This is a genomic window from Streptomyces sp. NPDC005955 (assembly GCF_042871255.1).
Lineage (GTDB): Bacteria > Actinomycetota > Actinomycetes > Streptomycetales > Streptomycetaceae > Streptomyces.
The window spans coordinates 162,207-179,441 of the sequence record NZ_JBIAIF010000009.1; the positions used below are offsets into that span (position 1 = coordinate 162,207).

The following is a 17,235-nucleotide window of genomic DNA, read 5'->3' on the forward strand; positions in this document are numbered from 1 at the left end:
ACCCGACCCACCGGTGTGCCCATGTGTGCCCGTCCGCGCCGGGGAATCCCCCGTCCCCCCGGCTTCGACCCGGCCGATGCCCCCGAACGGCCCAGCCCACCGGGCGGGTGACGGCCCGCCACGCTGGAATGAGCAGATGACCGCGCCCCCGGACGACTGCCTCGCCCGCAACGAATGGATCTGCGGCGACTACCTCACGACCCGCAGCCAGATCCTCGCCGACGCGGTGCTCCAGCACCTCCAGCTGACCTTCCTCGCGGTCCTGATCGCCCTGGTCGTGGCCGTCCCGCTGGCCGTGGCGGCCCGCCGCTGGCACTGGGCCGCCGGCCCCGTCCTGGTGGTGACGACCGTGCTCTACACCATTCCGTCGCTCGCGATGTTCTCGCTGCTGCTGCCCGCGTACGGACTGTCCGCCTCCCTCGTCGTCGCCGGACTCGTCCTGTACTCGCTGACCCTGCTGGTGCGGAACATCCTCGCCGGGCTGCGGGCGGTCCCCGAGGAGACCCGGCAGGCGGCCCGCGGCCTCGGCTTCGGACCGGTCCGCCTCCTGCTCTCCGTCGAACTCCCGCTCGCGCTGCCCGCGGCCATGGCGGGGCTGCGCATCGCCACGGTCTCCGCCGTGTCCCTGGTCACGGTCGGGGCGATCGTCGGGTTCGGCGGGCTCGGCAACCTCATCTACGCGGGCATGAACACCTACTTCAAGGCCCAGGTCCTCACCGCCTCCGTGCTCTGCGTCGTGATCGCGGTCCTGGCGGACGTCCTGCTGCTCGGCGTGCAGCGACTGCTCACGCCCTGGACGCGGGCCTCCCGCGCGTGACGTCCCGGACCCGGGGGGTGCGGCCCTGAACACCCTCACCGAGGCCTGGCAGTGGCTGACCGATCCGGCGCACTGGTCCGGCACCGACGGCATCGGCCACCGGCTGCTCCAGCACGCCGCGCTGACCGTCGTCTGCCTGGTCGTCAGCTGTCTGATCGCCCTGCCCGTGGCCCTGGTGCTCGGCCACCTCGGCCGCGGCGGCGCCCTCGCGGTCAACCTCGCCAACATCGGCCGGGCCGTCCCCACCTTCGCGGTCCTCGTCCTGCTGCTGTTGACTCCGATCGGCCGGTACGGGGAAGGCCCGACCGTCGTCGCACTGGTGCTGTTCGCCGTGCCGCCGCTGCTCACCAACGCCTACGTGGGGATGCGCGGCGTCGACCGGGGCGTGGTCCAGGCCGCACGTGGCATGGGCATGACGGGACGGCAGGTCCTGTTGCGGGTCGAACTCCCGCTCGCACTGCCCCTGATCCTCACCGGAGTGCGCATCGCGGCCGTGCAACTCGTCGCCACCGCCACCATCGCCGCCCTCGCGGGCGGCGGCGGACTCGGTCGGATCATCACCGCGGGCTTCAACCTGGCCAGTACCCCCATGGTGGTCGCGGGCGCCGTCCTCGTCGCCCTCTTCGCCCTGCTGGTGGAGGGCGTCTTCGAGGTCGTCGAACGGCTGGCGCCCGCCCGGACCCGCGCCCGGGCGGCCCGGTGACCCGCCGTCCGGTAGCCCGTCGCACCCGTGTCAGCCGTGTCAGTCGGGGCGCGCGGGTCATGCGCGTGTGCGTCGTGCTGGGCCTGGTGCTCCTTCCGGCCGGCTGCGCCGGCGGACCCGCGCTGGAGACCCGGGACGCGGTCACCGCACCGCCGGGGAACAGCAAGGACCTCGTCGTCGGCTCGGCGGGCTTCACCGAGAGCGATCTGCTCGCCCAGATGTACGCACTGCTCCTGCGACACGCCGGGTACGGGACGCGACTGCTCACCGTAGCCAACCGCGAACTCTACGAACCCGCCCTGGAATCCGGTCAGATCGACGTCGTCCCGGAGTACGCGGCGACGTTCGCCGACTGGTTGAACGCCAAGGAGAACGGTCCCGACGCCGCACCCGTCGGCTCACCCGACCTGCGCACCACCATGGCCGCCCTGCGCCGGCTCGCCGGGCCCCGGGGCCTGACCGTCCTGGACCCGGGCCGGGCCGTCGACCAGAACGCCTTCGCGGTGGCCGGGTCCTACGCCCGTGAGCACCGACTGAGGACGCTCAGCGACCTCGGACGCTCCGGACTGCCCGTGCGGCTCGCGGCCGGGGACGAGTGCGTGCAGCGCCCGTACTGCGAACCCGGCCTGAAGGAGGTGTACGGCATCGACATCACCGGCATCGACCCCAAGGGCGTCGGCACCACCCAGGCGAAGAAGGCGGTGCAGAGCGGGCAGGACCAGATGGTGCTCACCACCACCACCGACGCGACGCTCTCCGAGTTCGGGCTGGTCATCCTCGCCGACGACAAGCACCTCCAGAACGCCGACTACGTCGTCCCCGTCGTCAACCGGGCCCGGGTGGGCGCCCAGGGGGTGACCCGGGTCCTGGACCGGGTGAACGAGGTCCTCACCACCGCCGACCTCGCCTCGCTCAACCAGCAGGTCGACAGCTGGCGCCGCCTGCCCGAGGACGTCGCCCGGGCCTACCTCAAGGAACAGGGCCTCCTCTGAACCGCACGCACCCCCCGTCCGCCCACCGCCCCGACCCTCACGCCCCCGACCCTCACACGTCCGACACCGAGTCGAACGACACCTCGTCCCGCGCCACGCCCCGCGCGTCCGCGTCCACCGACCGCCGCAGCGCCTCGTGGAGCTTCGCCGGGGTCAACACCCCCAGGAACCGGGCCCCGTCGATGACCGCCACCCAGCCCGCGTCGTGCTGGAGCATCACCCCGAACGCCTGCTTCAACGGGGCACCGATCGGCACCCAGGCGTTCATCCGGTGGGCCAGGTCCCCGACCGCGGCGCCGGGCTCCGCGAGCGCCAACTCGTCCGCGCCGACCCAGCCGTGCAGATCCCCGTCGGCGTCCAGCACCACGCCCCAACGGGCCCCCTCGCCCCGCAGCAGGGCCGCCGCCCGATCGGCCGCCTCCCCGGTGCGCACGACGACCGGCTGCTCCAGGTCGTCCGGTTCGATCGACGTCACCGACAACCGCTTGAGCCCCCGGTCGGCGCCGACGAACTCGGCGACGTAGGGGGTGGCCGGCGTGCCGAGCACCGCGGCCGGGGTGTCGTACTGCTCGATGCGGCCCCGCCCGTACACCGCGATCCGGTCACCGAGACGGACCGCCTCCTCGATGTCGTGGGTCACCAACAGCACCGTCTTGCGCACCGCGGCCTGCATCCGGAGGAACTCGTCCTGCAACTGCTCCCGGACGACCGGGTCCACCGCGCCGAACGGCTCGTCCATCAGCAGCACCGGTGGGTCGGCGGCGAGCGCCCGGGCCACGCCCACCCGTTGCCGCTGCCCACCGGAGAGCTGGTCGGGGTAGCGGGCACCGTACGTCGCCGGGTCCAGCCCCACCAGCTCCAGCAGTTCCGCGGCCCGCGCCCGCGCCCGGGCCTTCTTCCAGCCGATCAGGGCGGGCACGGTCGCCGTGTTGTCCAGGACGGTCCGGTGCGGGAACAGGCCCACCTGCTGGATGACGTAGCCGATCCGACGGCGCAGGTGCACGGGATCGACCGCGGCGACGTCCTCGCCGTCGACGAAGATGCGTCCCGTACTCGGTTCGATGAGCCGGTTGACCATCATCATCGTGGTCGTCTTGCCGCAGCCCGACGGTCCCACCAAGGTGACCAGTTCCCCCCGCGCCACCTCGAAGTCCAGGCCGTCCACCGCTGTCGTGCCGTCCGGGTAGCGCTTGCCGACCTGCTCGAACCGGATCATTCCCTCACGCTAGCCGGGGCCGCCGTCCCCCGCACACGCACGTCCGGGCCCCTCGGAGCCCACCAGCACCACGTCCAGGGTGCGCGGTCCGTGCACCCCCTCCACCCGGTCCAGCTCGATGTCACTGGTCGCCGACGGTCCTGAGATCCAGGTCTGCGGCCGGGTCGGGTCCAGCCGGGCGACGGCCTGCGGCACCGAGCACACCACCTGGTCCGGAACCCGCACGACGCAGACGTGGTGGTCGGGGACCAGCGTGATCCGGCGGCGCCCCTGGTCCGGGCCGCCGTCCAGCACGAGCGTGCCCGTCTCGGCGATCGCCAGGGCGCACCCCGTCAGGACGCTGTCGACCCGGTCCAGCGCGGCGGCGGTGTCCTCGGCCCGGTCGGGCACGGGCTCCTGCACCACCGCCGACAGCCAGTGCGGCGGCAGCCCCGCCGGCACCAGCACCCGCCTCGCGCCGCGCGCGTCCAACAGCCGGGCGATGAGCTCCGGCAGCCCGTCGGGGTCGGTCCGGTGGACGTGCGCGCGGTACTCCGTCAGATGCTCCGCCAGCAGTGCGGTGCGCTCCCGCTCGCTCCGCTCGCCATGGGTCCACAGATGCTCCCGGGGCCCCGTCGACGCGGACGTGGGCGCGGCGGGACCCTCCCCCCGCTCGTCCGCGAGGGCCCGACGCACCCGGCCCAGCACCCGTTCCCTGCCGTTCACGCCGTGGCCCCCCGGTCAGTGCCGTCCGTGGTGCCCGGCCCGGTGTCCCGGCCGCCCGAGGTGCGGCGCCACCAGTCGCGGAACGACTCCGGCGGGACCGGCGGCAGATCGCGGCCCGCCGTCCAGGCCCGGCCGGGGCCGGGCAGCCTGCGGGGGTGCAGCCGTCGGGTGCGGGACGCGAGCCGTTGACCGGCGGCCAGGGCGGTCGGACGGGTGAAGGCCCAGCGGGCGACCCGCATCGCCGCCCGCTCGGCCGCGTGCCCCCGCGCCGGCCGCAGCACGACCCTGGTGCCCCGGCGCACCACCGGCCCCCCTTCGACCACCCGTTCGCGCAGCCGGACCAGCACCTCCGGGATGTCGATGGCGACCGGACAGACGTCGTAGCACGCCCCGCACAGGGACGACGCGTACAGCAGGGAGGCGTCGACCGCGCTGCCCGTTCCCCGCAGCTGCGGGCTGAGGATCGCGCCGATCGGGCCCGGGTACACCGACCCGTACGCATGGCCGCCCGCGCGCTCGTACACCGGGCAGACGTTCAGGCACGCCGAACAGCGGATGCAGCGCAGCGCCTGCCGGCCCACCTCGTCGGCGAGCGTGTCGGTGCGGCCGTTGTCGAGGAGCACCAGGTGGAACGCGCGCGGCCCGTCCCCGTCGGGCGTCCGCGCGGTGCCCGTCCACATCGACGTGTACGGGTTCATCCGCTCCGCCGTCGAGGAACGGGGGAGGGTCTGGAGGAACACCTCCAGGTCCTGCCAGGTGGGCACCACCTTCTCGATGCCGACCACGGAGATCAGGGTCTCCGGCAGGGTCAGGCACATCCTGCCGTTGCCCTCCGACTCGACCACGACCATCGTGCCGGTCTCGGCCACCATGAAGTTCGCCCCCGAGATCCCCACCCGGGCCCGCAGGAACTTCTCCCGCAGGTGCAGCCGCGCCGCCTCCGCCAGCTCGGCCGGCGCATCGGTCAACCCGTCCGGTGCGGGCCGCCCCCAGTCGCCCATCCGACGGGCGAACACGTCCCGGATCTCACCCCGGTTCCGGTGGATCGCCGGGACCAGGATGTGGGAGGGCCGGTCGTCGCCGAGCTGCACGATCAGCTCCGCGAGATCCGTCTCGTACGCCCGGACGCCCTCGGCGGCCAGGGCCTCGTTCAGCCCGATCTCCTGGGTGGCCATCGACTTGACCTTCACCACCTCGCGGTGGCCGGTCGCCGTCACCAGATCGGTGACGATCCGGTTCGCCTCGGCCGCGTCGGCCGCCCAGTGGACGGTGCCGCCGGCCGCCGTGACCGACTCCTCCAGTTGCAGCAGGTAGTGGTCCAGATGGCGCAGGGTGTGGTCCTTGATGCGCCGGCCCGCCTCCCGCAGCTGCGCCCAGTCGGACAGCTCGTCGACGGCGCGGGCCCGGCGGTCCCGGATGGTGCGGGTGGCGTGCCGGAGGTTGCGGCGCAGCGTGGCGTCCCGCACCGCCTCCCGCGCGGCCACCGGGAAGGCGGGCATGCCGACGAACGTGCCGCTCATGACGGGGTGCTCCCCTCGGTGCTGGCCAGGATCTGCGCGAGGTGCACGGGGCGCACCCGGGCCCCGCGTCTGCTCAGGATGCCGCCGAGGTGCAGCAGACAGGAGTTGTCGGCGGCGCACAACACCCCCGCCCCCGTGCCCTCCGCGGCCCGCGCCTTGTCGGTGCCCATCGCCACCGACACGTCCGGGTTCTTCACGGCGAAGGTGCCGCCGAAGCCGCAGCACTCCTCGGCCCCCGGCAACTCCACGAGTTCGAGCCCCCGCACCGCCCGCAGCAGCCGCAGGGGCCGGTCGCCGAGCCGCAGCGAACGCAACCCGTGGCAGGTGGGGTGGTAGGTGACGGTGTGCGGGTAGTGGGCGCCGACGTCGGTCACGCCCAGCACGTCGACCAGGAACTCCGTCAACTCGTACGTCTTCGGCACGACCGCGGCCAGGGCCGTCGCCAACCCGCCGCCGCGGCCCTCCGCCCGGGCCCGCTCACCGAGCCGCGGATACTGCTCCCGCACCATGGCCGCGCACGACCCCGAAGGGGTGACGACCGCGTCGTAGCCGTCGAACACGTCCGCGTAGTGCCGGGCCAGCGGTTCCGTGTCGCGCCGGTAGCCGGTGTTGTACTGCGGTTGTCCGCAACAGGTCTGGGCCAGCGGGAAGTCGACGTCCACCCCCAACCGGGACAGCAGGGCGACCACGGCCCGCCCGGTGTCCGGGAACAGCGTGTCGTTGACGCAGGTCAGGAACAGGGCGACACGCATCGTGGGGCACGCCTCCTCGGTCGGCGACTGGGTCGCACCCTACGCGCCGCGGGCGCGCGGCGGGCACGGCGGGCCCTGTGGTCAACTTGACGCACAATCCCACAAACCGAGCATCGCAGGAGTAACCCCGTGCCGCTTTCGTACCGTCAGCCGGGCGTCGTCTTCACGGACCACCACTTCGGCGTCCCGCTGGACCACGACCAGCCCGCGGGCGAGCAGATCGAACTGTTCGCCCGGGAGGCCGTGGCCCCGGGGCGGGACCCCGAGGGCCTGCCGTGGCTGGTCTACCTCCAGGGCGGTCCCGGGTTCGGCGCGAACCGTTTCGCCGGTGCCTCGGCCTGGCTGCCGCGCGCCCTGGAGGAGTACCGGGTCCTGCTGCTCGACCAGCGGGGCACCGGCCGTTCGACGCCGGCCACCCGCCAGACGCTGCCCGCGCGCGGCGGGCCCCGGGAACAGGCCGACTACCTGACCCGCTTCCGCTCGGACTCCATCGTCCGGGACTGCGAGGCGATCCGCCCGGTCCTGACCGGCGGCGCGCCCTGGACCGTGCTCGGCCAGAGCTTCGGCGGGTTCTGCGCCACCAGCTATCTGTCCACCGCCCCCGAGGGGCTGTCGGCGGCCCTGATCACGGGTGGACTGCCGTCCCTGGACGGCCATGCCGACGACGTCTACCGGGCCGCGTACCCGCGGATCTCCCGGAAGGTCGGCGCCCACTACCTGCGCTATCCCATGGACGTCGAGCGGGCCTGGCGGATCGCCGCTCACCTCGCCGAACACGAGGTCGTCACCGGCGGCGGCTACCGGCTGACGGTGGAGGCGTTCCAGTCCCTCGGCATCCTCCTCGGCAGCGGCGACGGCAGCCACCGTCTGCACTACCTCCTGGAGCACGCCTTCGTGCGCACCCCGTCAGGACCGGCCCTCGCGGACGCGTTCCTGGAGGAGGTGCACGCCCTCCTCTCGCACGCGGGACATCCGCTGTACGCGGTGGTCCACGAGTCCATCTACGCCCAGGACCACCGGGCGACCGGCTGGTCGGCCGAGCGGGTCCGGGCGGAGTTCCCGGAGTTCGACGCGGCGAGGACGTGGGCCGGGAAGGGGCCGCTGCTGTTCACCGGGGAGACCGTCCACCCGTGGATGTTCACGGCGGACCCCGCCCTGCGCCCGCTGCGGGAGACCGCCGGTCTGCTGGCCGAACGCACCGACTGGACGCCCCTCTACGACGCGGACCGCCTCGCCCGCAACGAGGTGCCGGTCGCCGCGGCCGTCTACCACGACGACATGTACGTCGACACGGCCCACTCGCTGGCCACCGCCCGGACCGTACGCGGGCTGCGCACCTGGGTCACCGACGAGTTCGAGCACGACGGGGTGCGCGTCGGGGGCGGTCGGGTCCTGGACCGGCTGTTGGCGTTGGTCCGCGACGAGGTCTGAAGCAGGAGCGCGGGGTCCGGGGCGTGCGCCGAGGCCCGTACCGAGGTGGCCGCCCCGGGGATGCTCCTGCGGCGCGCGCCCCGGCTCGGGGTGCGCGTGGGTCCGGAATGACGTCTGTGTCCGCGCGGGGCGTGCGCCCCGGCGCGCGCACGGGTGACGGTGGTGCCCGACGGGGCGTCAAATGCCTGCTGGGCAGCGGAGAGAGGGGCGTCCCCAGCCCCTCCGGAACCCTTCCCGAGGACAAAAGTGCTGGTCCAGACCACTTTAGCGCTGCGTTACGGGTAGGAAACGAAGCGTTCGGATTCGTGCTCGGACGATCCTTTTCCCTCCAGAATGTCGCTCCAAAAGCACCGTTCACATGGGGGGCACACCATGCGCACCAGCTCCGCTCTGCTCGCTGTCACCACCCTGTCCCTGGCGCTCGTCGCCTGCGGCACCGACACTTCGGGAGGTTCCGGTAACAACCGGTCCAGCACCGCTGCCGACGCCGGCAGTTCCGCGCCCGCCAGCGCGTCCAAGCAGGCCCTGCCCAAGCCGGGCCCCGACGGCAGCTACGAACAGACCTGGAAGCGGCCCACCGCCGACACCACCTGTGACCAGTTCCGTCAGCAGATGACCTCCCCGGAACGTTGGGTGATGGCCGCCGAGATCCTCACCGACCAGCGCGGCGAGGGCGCCGACGAGCCCGCGCGGCCCGATGTGACCCGTTTCGAGGCGGACCTCGGCGTGGCGTGTCAGGACGGAGCCGTCGCCGACAGCGTGATGACGGAGGTCGGCTCGACGCTCTACCGTCTGGACCCGAGCTACCAGTCCTGACGGGCGGCCGCTCGCACGGGTCGTCGGGCCGTCACCCGACCGGCCCGGTCCGTCACCGCGTCGGGCACCGACCCGGCGCGGGCAGGGGTGCGCGCTCTCGCCGACGATGCGCGATTGACAATCGGCTTTGCCGAACCTGCAATGAACACGTGACGGATGACGAGCAGGGTCCGGTCCCGGACGGGGACGACCGGGACCGGACCGACGAAGTGCTGGCAGCGGTGGGGCCCCGGTTGCGGGAACTCCGCAAGGAGCGGGGGGTGACCCTCGCCGGCCTCGGTGCCCTGACCGGCATCTCGGTGAGCACCCTGTCCCGACTGGAGTCCGGGCTGCGCAAACCGAGCCTGGAGTTGCTGTTGCCGCTCGCCCGCGCCCATCAGGTCCCCCTCGACGAACTGGTCGGCGCCCCGCCCACCGGCGACCCCCGGGTCAGGTCGAAGCCGATCCACCGGGGCGGCCGCACGCTGTTCCCGCTCACCCGCCAGCCCGGTGGCCTCCAGGCGTACAAGGTCGTCGAACCCGCGCGGCTGGCCGAGCCCCCCGACCCCCGGGTCCACGAGGGCTACGAATGGCTGTACGTGCTGGCCGGCCGGCTGCGGCTGGTCCTCGGCGAGCACGACATCGTGCTCGGCGCGGGGGAGGCGGCGGAGTTCGACACCCGGGTGCCGCACTGGTTCGGCTCCACGGGAGAGGGGGCGGTCGAGTACCTGAGCCTCTTCGGCCCGCAGGGCGAGCGGATGCACGTACGCGCCCGTCCGACCCGCGCCGGGGGTGAGGGCCAGGGGTCCGGCTGATCCACCGACCGGCGTGCGGACGGGGCGACGCGCTCCGCCCCCTGCTGTGAGGTCCCCCACACCACCGTCCCCGCCACCCGGTGCGTCCCCGCCGCGCCGGGCGAACGGCCGTGCGCCCGCGGAGGGATGCCCCTCGCTCGGTGACCGTTACCTCATGCATAATGCACAATTGCGAATCACTCGCAATAACTTTTGATCATCAAAGAATCACCAGGATGCTAGGGGTGGAGCGGCATGAGGGCCCGATCGATACGTGGCGCGGGCATCGTGGCGGCGGCGACCGCCGTCGCGGTGACCGCGACGGCCTGCTCGGCCCCCGGCGGCGAGGACGGGTCCGTGGGTGACTCCGCCGTCGTCGGCATCGCCTACGAGCCCGAGAGCCTGAGCCCGCTGCTCGGCTTCGGCAAGGACGGCAACTCGAAGATCTTCGACGGGCTGCTCACCCACGACGCCGAGATGAACCTGCGGCCCGCGCTCGCCGCCGAACTGCCGAAGGTCAGCGACGGCGGGCTGACCTACACCTACCGACTGCGCGACGGCGTGAAGTTCAGCGACGGCAAGCCCTTCACGGCCAAGGACGTCGTCTTCACCTACCGCACCATCCTCGACCCGAAGACGAACAACGCGTCCAAGGGCGAACTCGACGCGCTGAAGACGGTCGAGGCCGAGGGCGAGGACACGGTCGTCTTCCGGCTGAAGTACCCGTACGCCCCCTTCGCCGAGCGGACCGTCCTGCCCATCGCCCCCGAGCACGTCGCGGGCCGCCAGGACGTCAACAACGGCCCCTTCACCACCAAGCCCGTCGGGACCGGCCCCTACCAGCTCGTCACCTGGTCCAAGGGCGAGAAGATCTCCTTCAAGGCCAACCCCGGCTACTGGGGCGACGCGCCGAAGGTCAAGAACTTCACCATGGCCGTCATCAAGGACGACGACGTGCGCGCCACCCGGCTGCGCTCCGGCGACCTCGACGGCGCCATCCTCCCGCCGAACCTCGCCGAGACCTTCGCCAAGGACGGGGACCGCAAGACGCACGCGGCCAAGACCTTCGACTACCGCGTCGTCACCCTGCCCACCGGCAACGAGGTCACCGGCGACACCGCGATCCGACGCGCCCTCGACATCGCCGTCGACCGCGGCGCCATGGTCGAATCGATCCTCAACGGCGCCGGCAAGGAGGCGTACGGCCCCGTCCCCACCGACAGCGAGTGGTTCACCGAGGGCACCGAACGCACCCACGACCTCGACCGGGCCAAGAAGCTCCTCGACGCCGCGGGCTGGAAGGCCGGCGGCGACGGCGTGCGCAAGAAGGACGGAGTCCGCGCCTCCTTCCCGCTCTGGTACGTCTCCGGCGACAAGCTCCGCCAGGACCACGCCCTCGCCTACGCCTCCGACGCCAAGAAGGCGGGCATCGAGATCAAGGTGCAGGCCGGCACCTGGGAGGTCATCGAGCCCCGGATGCCCGAGGACGCCGTCCTCGCCGGCGGCGGCTCCCCGGCCGACCCGGACTTCGACCAGTACACCCTCCTCAAGTCCGACCTCGCGGGCGACGGCTTCAACAACATGGCCTGGTACGACAACCCCGCCGTCGACAAGGCCCTCGACGACGCCCGCCGCAGCGGCGACCGGGCGGTGCGCGGCGCCGCGTACGACACCGTCCAGCGCGAACTGGTGAAGAACCCCGGCTACACCTTCCTCACCCACATCGACCACCTGTACGTCGTCGACGACCGCTTCGGCTCCCTCACCACCCAGATCGAGCCGCACGACCACGGCCTCGCCTCAGGGCCCTGGTGGAACGTCGAGGACTGGCAGCCCCAGCAGTGACCGAGGCCACCGACGGCAGCCCCCGCACCGGGCGGGGGCTGCCCTGGGGGCCCATGGCACGGCTCGCGGGCCGGCGCGTCCTCTTCGGCGTGCCGATCCTCTTCGCCGTCACCTTCGGCGTCTTCGCCATCGCCGCGGCCTCACCCTTCGACCCGGTCAAGGCGTACGCCGGCACCGCCGGCCTCACCGCCTCGCAGGAGAACCTCGACCAACTCCGCGCCAACCTCGGCGCGGACCAGACGCTCACCGCACGCTGGTGGGACTGGGTCACCGGCGCCCTCACCGGGGACCTCGGCGACTCCGCCGTGATGCGGCAGCCCGTCGCCGACGTGATCACCGAACGCATCGGTTGGTCCGTCCTGCTCGCCGCCACGGCCTTCGCCCTCGCGATCCTGCTGGGCACCCTGCTCGGGGTCCTCGCAGCACGCCGGCGCGGCGGCCTCGTCGACCGGGTCGTCACCTCCCTCGCGTACACCCTGGAAGCCGCCCCGCCGTTCTGGCTCGGCCTCCTCGCGATCTGGCTGTTCTCCCTCAAGCTCGGCGCGCTCCCCGCCGGCGGCCTCACCGACACCGGGACCCACGTCATCACCGCCGGACAGGTCGCCAACCACCTGATCCTGCCCGCACTGGTCCTCGCCGTCTCCCAACTCCCGTGGTTCGCCCTCTACGTCCGCCAAGGCGTGGGCGACGCCCTCGACGAGGACCCCGTGCGCGGCGCCCGCGCCCGGGGACTCGCGCCCAGGACCGTACTGGTCGGGCACGCCCTGCGCTCGGGCATGCTGCCCGTCCTCACCCTCGTGGGCTCGCGGGTCCCCGAACTCATCACCGGCGCCCTGCTCGTCGAGACCGTCTTCAGCTGGCCCGGCATCGCCGCCGCCACCGTCGAAGCCGCGACCTCCGTCGACTTCCCGCTGCTCGCCGCGCTCACCGTCCTCGCCACCGCCGCCGTGCTCCTCGGCAACCTCCTCGCCGACCTGCTGTACGGCCTCGCCGACCCGAGAGTGGGCTTCGATGGCTGACACCGCACACCCGCCCGCCACCCACCAGGACGGCCCGGGCGCCGAGGCCCCGACCTGGCGGTCCCGGGGCGGCACCCGACGTTCCACCCGCACCTGGCGACGGTGGTCCTCGGCCGTCATCGTCGCCGCCGTCGTCCTCGCGGTCCTCGTCGTGCCGCCGCTCGTCCAACTCGACGAACAGGCCGTGAACCTCGCGGCCAAGCTCCGGCCGCCGTCCTGGGAACACCCCTTCGGCACCGACGACGTGGGCCGGGACCTGCTGCTGCGCTGCGTGTACGGACTGCGGGTCTCCCTGCTCGTCGGTCTGGTCGCCGCCCTCGTCGCCACCGTCATCGGCACCGCCGTGGGCACCGCCGCGGCCGTCTTCGGCGGCTGGGTCGACCGGCTCGTGATGCGGCTGGTGGACGCCTTCGCATCCGTCCCGCACCTGCTGCTCGGCATCTTCATCGTCGCGATGTTCCGCCCCGGGGTGTGGCCCGTCGTCTTCTCCGTCGCCCTCACCCACTGGCTGTCCACCGCCCGGATCGTCCGCGCCGAAGTGCTGTCCCTGCGCTCCCGGCCGTACATCGACGCCGCCGTCTCCGGCGGCGCCTCCCGCCGTCGGGTCGCCGTGCGCCACCTGCTGCCGGGCGTCCTGCCCCAGGCCGGCCTCGCCGCCGTCCTCATGGTGCCGCACGCCATCTGGCACGAGTCTGCGCTCTCCTTCCTCGGCCTCGGGTTGCCCACCCACCAGGCCAGCCTGGGCACCCTCGTCCAGACCGCCCGCGGCTCCCTCCTCGCCGGCGACTGGTGGCCCACGCTCTTCCCCGGGCTCTTCATCATCGTCCCCACCCTCGCCATCGCCGGGCTCGCCGGCATCTGGCGCGAACGCCTCAACCCCCGACGTCGATCGGAGCTGATGCTGTGAGCAGCACGGCGAAGGGCCCGCAGCCCGCGGCCGGCACCCCGGTCGAGGGGCGCGGCACATCTCCCGCTCCCGAAGTACCCGGCGCCGGCACGCCCCCCACCGGGGCACCGCTGCTCGCGGTGCGCGGGCTGTCCGTCCGCTTCCGCATGCGGGGCGGCAGCCAGGTGAGTGCCGTCAGCGACGCCGACTTCGACCTCCGGCGCGGCGAGTGCCTGGCCCTCGTCGGGGAGAGCGGCTGCGGCAAGTCCGTGCTCGCCTCCGCCCTCCTGGGCCTCCTGCCCGCCAACGCCCAGACCGCGGGCACCGCCGTCCTCGACGGGGACGTCGACCTGCTCGCCGCGGACGAGGCCACCCTCGCCCGCCGGGTCCGCGGTCGCCGCGTCGCACTGGTCCCCCAGAGCCCCGCAGCGCACCTCACCCCGGTCCGCACGGTCCGCTCCCAACTGGAGGAGACGCTCCGCGAGGTCACCGGCACCCCGCGGTCCGCGCTGCGCGCCGCCACCCGGGCCGCCGCCGTCCGCGCGGCCTTCCCGGAGGACCACCTCGACCGCTTCCCGCACGAGCTCTCCGGCGGACTCGCCCAGCGCGCCGCCACCGCCCTCGCCCTGGTCGGTGACGCCCCGCTGCTGCTCGCCGACGAACCCACCACCGGCCTCGACCGCGACCTGGTGGACCGCACCGTCGACGAACTGCGCCGCCACATCGGCGACGAACGGGCCCTGCTGCTCATCACCCATGACCTCGCCGCCGCCCAACGCATCGCCGACCGGGTCGCCGTGATGTACGCGGGCCGCATCGTGGAGATCGCCCCGGCACCCGACTTCTTCGGGGCACCCGGTCCGCGCCACCCCTACGCCCACGGGCTCCTCGACGCCCTGCCCGAGCGGGCGTTCACCCCCGTCCCCGGGATGCCGCCGGAGCTCACCGCCCTGCCCGCGGGCTGTGCCTTCGCGGCCCGCTGCGACCGGGCCACCGACCGCTGCGGCGCCCGCCCCGCGTTCGACGGGGTCGCCTGCCACCACCCCCTGCCCCTACGGGCCGCCGCCGTGGAGGTACCCGGTGCTTGAACTCCGTTCCGTCGTCGCCGGGTACGACCGGCGCGCACCGGTCGTCCGGGGAGTGACGCTGCACGTCGCCCCCGGCGAGTCGATCGGCCTGCTCGGCCCGAGCGGCTGCGGCAAGTCCACCCTCGCCCGGGTCGCCGCCCTGCTGCACCGCCCGTACGCGGGGCAGGTGACGCTCGACGGCGAGCCGGTACGGGGCTGGCGCCACCGGGCCCCGCGCTCCCAACGCACCGCGATCGGCGTGGTCTTCCAACAGCCGAGGCTCGCGGCGGACCCCCGCCTGACCCTCACCGACCTCGTCGCCGAACCGCTGCGCGCCACCGGCCGCGCCGCCGAGGCCGCCGACCGGATCGCCGAACTGGCCCGGACCGTGGGCCTCGGCCCGGACCTCCTCGGCCGCCGACCGCACGAGGTCAGCGACGGCCAGTTGCAGCGGGCCTGTCTCGCCCGGGCCCTCGTCCTGCGGCCCCGTCTGCTGATCGCCGACGAGATGACCGCCATGCTGGACGCCTCCACCACCGCGGCGCTGGTCGCCGTGGTCGAGGAGTACCGGGCCGAGTCGGGCGCCGCGCTGCTGGCCGTGGGCCACGACCGGGTCCTGCTGGAACGCTGGTGCGAGCGCACCGTGTCCTGGTCGGCGCTGACCCAGGAGGAGCATCAGGCCCCGCCGCCCCGCCCGCACGTCTGACCGGTGCATCCCCCGTCAGGAGGAGCTCGGCTGCCCGGACGGGGGACCACGGCCGCAAGACCCGGTCACGGGGGTCGCCGCAGGGCCAGGATGCGGGCCATGCCCACACCTCGGTTCCCCGTCCTGACCCGCTACGTCCTGCCCGCCGTCCTCACGGTGCAGGCCGTCCTGTTCACCGGCCCGGCCGCCCACGCCCAGCCCGTCGCCTGCGCGCCCACCGCCTGCGGCTCCGTCGTCGTCGCACCGCTCTCCGCCGAACCGGCGAGCCCGGGGCCGTGCGCCAGCCCGGAGCCCGTCGTCTGTCAGATCCGTGCACAGACCCCCGAGGAACGGGTGGCGTCCCGGGACGTCCGGATGCGCTACCACGGGCTCCTCGTGGACCTGGACCGCGAGGAGTGCGCGATGCGGGCCCGGGGCGCATCCGAGGAGGAGATCGCCCGGCGCATGGTCGACCTGCGCAACGACGCCAAGGAGATCACCCGCGCCGGCATGTCCCCGGAGCAGGTGCGGCGGCTGGAGGAGCGGAACATCGCCAAGTACGGCAATCCGCTCGGCCCGACGGCGGACCAGCTGTACGCCAAGTACGGCTCCTGGGAGGAGGTCACCGAGGCCGCGACCCGGACGAGCGGGGCCGTCGACCAGGAACTCGGCCTGGAGTACCGGCCGTGCCCCTGTGCATCGGCCCCCGCGGCCGTCTGACCCGCCCGCACGGGATCAGCTGCGGACCGCGTACACGATCAGGTTGTCCACCGGATGGCCCTCGGCGTCGAACGCCCCGTCACAGGTGACGAGCCGTAGGGCCCGTTCCGCGGTGGAGCCGTAGACCTTCCGGGTCGGGAACTCCTTCTTGCTCACCGTCTCCGTGTCGGTCACCCGGAAGTGGGTGTTCGCGCCCGCCGCGTTGCGCACGGTGATCCGGGCGCCCTTGCGGATGTCCTTGAGGTCCTTGAACACGGCGGGTCCGTGCCGGGTGGCGTTGTGCCCGATGATCACCGCGGGGCCGGGCGCACCGGGCACGGGCCGCCCCGTGTACCAGCCGGCCGTCATCCCCCGCTCCGCCGGGGGCACTTCGACGGTGCCGTCCTCGTTCAGCCCCAGGGGCATCAGCTCACTGGAGATGCCGAGGGACGGGACGGACACCCGGGTGGGGGCGGCGGGCTGCGACGCCGTGCTGCCGGACGGGGAACCGTCCGGCCGGTCGGCGCCGGCGTCCGAGGCGGAGGAGGTCGGGGCGGAGTCCGCACCCCGACCGGTCGCTGCCGATGCGGGGGTGTCGGAGCCGCCGCAACCGGTGACGAGACCGGCCGAGGCGAGGGCGAGCAGGGTCATGCCGAGAGCGGTGGAACGCGGGTGCGGGATCACTGAGGTCCTCACGGGGGCTGCGGTTGAGGAGACCGACGCCCGGCCGGGCCGGGCGGGCCGAACACGGGAGGTGGCGCCACCCGTGGGTCGGGCGGCGCCACCGGTGGATCAGACCGTCGGGCGCGCCGCCGTCACCCGGCGCCGCACGACGACCGCTCCGGCGCCCGCCAGCAGCACCAGACCGGCCGCGGAACCGATGAGCGCGGGGGAGCCGCTCTGCTCGACGGGGCGTTCGCCCGCGGCGACCCCGCCCCGCGGCGTGACGGCCCGGTCGCCCTCGGCGAGGGACACCTTCGGGGTCTCACGGGAGGGAAGGGTGGGCGACGCCGACGGGGTCGCCGCACCGGCCGCGACACCGCCGCGGGGAGCGGCGGGCGCCGGGGACTCCTTGGGGGACAGGACCAGGGCGCCGCGGGACTTCTCGGGGGAGTCCGAGGCGACGGCGGCGGTCGGGGCGAGCACGGCGCCGACCGCGACGGTCAGCAGGGCGGCCCGACGCAGGATGGTGCGGTGGGACATGAACGGGTCTCCGTTTCAGCCGGGATGGGACCCGACGGGGACCGGTCAGGCGACCGGCCCCGCCGGGCCTGTCCGCACAGGCTCGCCCGGCCGTGTGAAGAACCTG

General features: G+C 73.7%; 18 protein-coding genes. 12 read left to right on the plus strand and 6 right to left on the minus strand.

The annotated features are described in order from the left end of the window. Window positions 1–136: 136 nt before the first annotated feature. Genes ACFYOU_RS22265 through ACFYOU_RS22275 form a run of 3 tightly spaced genes read left to right on the plus strand, consistent with a single transcriptional unit; the run spans window position 137 to window position 2,512 of the window. Window positions 137–817, plus strand: coding sequence for an ABC transporter permease subunit (locus tag ACFYOU_RS22265; RefSeq protein WP_391307876.1), 681 nt, complete (start codon window positions 137–139; stop codon window positions 815–817). 25 nt (window positions 818–842) lie between these two features. After that, window positions 843–1,520, plus strand: a complete 678-nt coding sequence (locus ACFYOU_RS22270; protein ID WP_389768963.1) for an ABC transporter permease — start codon at window positions 843–845, stop codon at window positions 1,518–1,520. Between the two features lie 59 nt (window positions 1,521–1,579). Further along, entirely contained in the window at window positions 1,580–2,512 is a 933-nt protein-coding gene (locus tag ACFYOU_RS22275; protein ID WP_391307878.1) for a glycine betaine ABC transporter substrate-binding protein, read from the plus strand. A gap of 52 nt (window positions 2,513–2,564) precedes the next feature. Here ACFYOU_RS22275 and ACFYOU_RS22280 read toward each other — a convergent pair whose 3' ends face one another. From ACFYOU_RS22280 to ACFYOU_RS22295, 4 genes are read right to left on the minus strand one after another with little or no spacing between them, the layout of a single operon-like run. Further along, window positions 2,565–3,728: a betaine/proline/choline family ABC transporter ATP-binding protein gene (locus tag ACFYOU_RS22280; RefSeq protein ID WP_391307879.1), complete on the minus strand. Its 1,164-nt coding sequence runs from the start codon at window positions 3,726–3,728 to the stop codon at window positions 2,565–2,567. Between the two features lie 9 nt (window positions 3,729–3,737). Next, window positions 3,738–4,433, minus strand: a complete 696-nt coding sequence (locus tag ACFYOU_RS22285) for an LUD domain-containing protein (RefSeq protein ID WP_391307881.1) — start codon at window positions 4,431–4,433, stop codon at window positions 3,738–3,740. Further along, window positions 4,430–5,953 carry an LUD domain-containing protein gene (locus tag ACFYOU_RS22290; protein ID WP_391307882.1) on the minus strand — a complete coding sequence of 508 codons (1,524 nt, stop codon included), beginning with the start codon at window positions 5,951–5,953 and terminating at the stop codon, window positions 4,430–4,432. Before ACFYOU_RS22290 ends, ACFYOU_RS22285 begins: the two co-directional genes overlap by 4 nt. Then, complete coding sequence (locus tag ACFYOU_RS22295) at window positions 5,950–6,705, minus strand: heterodisulfide reductase-related iron-sulfur binding cluster (protein ID WP_391307884.1); 756 nt, start codon at window positions 6,703–6,705, stop codon at window positions 5,950–5,952. The genes ACFYOU_RS22290 and ACFYOU_RS22295 overlap by 4 nt, the downstream gene beginning before the upstream one ends. A 129-nt stretch (window positions 6,706–6,834) precedes the next feature. On the opposite strand from ACFYOU_RS22295, the gene ACFYOU_RS22300 reads away from it, so the two are divergent. The 9 genes from ACFYOU_RS22300 (at window position 6,835) to ACFYOU_RS22340 (ending at window position 15,947) form a co-directional block, all read left to right on the plus strand. Continuing rightward, window positions 6,835–8,136, plus strand: coding sequence for an alpha/beta fold hydrolase (locus ACFYOU_RS22300; RefSeq protein WP_391307885.1), 1,302 nt, complete (start codon window positions 6,835–6,837; stop codon window positions 8,134–8,136). 372 nt (window positions 8,137–8,508) lie between these two features. Next, window positions 8,509–8,952: a hypothetical protein gene (locus tag ACFYOU_RS22305; protein WP_391307887.1), complete on the plus strand. Its 444-nt coding sequence runs from the start codon at window positions 8,509–8,511 to the stop codon at window positions 8,950–8,952. Window positions 8,953–9,101: 149 nt separating this feature from the next. Then, window positions 9,102–9,746, plus strand: coding sequence for a helix-turn-helix domain-containing protein (locus ACFYOU_RS22310; protein ID WP_391307889.1), 645 nt, complete (start codon window positions 9,102–9,104; stop codon window positions 9,744–9,746). A gap of 234 nt (window positions 9,747–9,980) precedes the next feature. Beyond that, window positions 9,981–11,570 (plus strand): ABC transporter substrate-binding protein, encoded by a 1,590-nt coding sequence (locus ACFYOU_RS22315; protein ID WP_391307891.1) that lies wholly within the window; start codon window positions 9,981–9,983, stop codon window positions 11,568–11,570. A gap of 53 nt (window positions 11,571–11,623) precedes the next feature. After that, window positions 11,624–12,589 carry an ABC transporter permease subunit gene (locus tag ACFYOU_RS22320; RefSeq protein WP_391308028.1) on the plus strand — a complete coding sequence of 322 codons (966 nt, stop codon included), beginning with the start codon at window positions 11,624–11,626 and terminating at the stop codon, window positions 12,587–12,589. Continuing rightward, window positions 12,582–13,496, plus strand: a complete 915-nt coding sequence (locus ACFYOU_RS22325; RefSeq protein WP_391307893.1) for an ABC transporter permease subunit — start codon at window positions 12,582–12,584, stop codon at window positions 13,494–13,496. The genes ACFYOU_RS22320 and ACFYOU_RS22325 overlap by 8 nt, the downstream gene beginning before the upstream one ends. Then, a complete protein-coding gene (locus ACFYOU_RS22330) occupies window positions 13,493–14,563 on the plus strand; it encodes an oligopeptide/dipeptide ABC transporter ATP-binding protein (RefSeq protein ID WP_391307895.1) in 1,071 nt (356 codons plus the stop codon). The genes ACFYOU_RS22325 and ACFYOU_RS22330 overlap by 4 nt, the downstream gene beginning before the upstream one ends. Beyond that, window positions 14,556–15,248 carry an ATP-binding cassette domain-containing protein gene (locus ACFYOU_RS22335; RefSeq protein ID WP_391307897.1) on the plus strand — a complete coding sequence of 231 codons (693 nt, stop codon included), beginning with the start codon at window positions 14,556–14,558 and terminating at the stop codon, window positions 15,246–15,248. The genes ACFYOU_RS22330 and ACFYOU_RS22335 overlap by 8 nt, the downstream gene beginning before the upstream one ends. 99 nt (window positions 15,249–15,347) lie before the next feature. Continuing rightward, window positions 15,348–15,947, plus strand: a complete 600-nt coding sequence (locus ACFYOU_RS22340; RefSeq protein ID WP_391307899.1) for a hypothetical protein — start codon at window positions 15,348–15,350, stop codon at window positions 15,945–15,947. 15 nt (window positions 15,948–15,962) lie between these two features. Here the strand turns inward: ACFYOU_RS22340 and ACFYOU_RS22345 are convergent, their stop codons facing one another. Both ACFYOU_RS22345 and ACFYOU_RS22350 read right to left on the minus strand, forming a co-directional pair. Beyond that, window positions 15,963–16,577 (minus strand): class F sortase, encoded by a 615-nt coding sequence (locus ACFYOU_RS22345; RefSeq protein ID WP_391307900.1) that lies wholly within the window; start codon window positions 16,575–16,577, stop codon window positions 15,963–15,965. Between the two features lie 141 nt (window positions 16,578–16,718). Beyond that, entirely contained in the window at window positions 16,719–17,129 is a 411-nt protein-coding gene (locus tag ACFYOU_RS22350) for a hypothetical protein (RefSeq protein WP_389768782.1), read from the minus strand. Window positions 17,130–17,235: the final 106 nt, after the last annotated feature.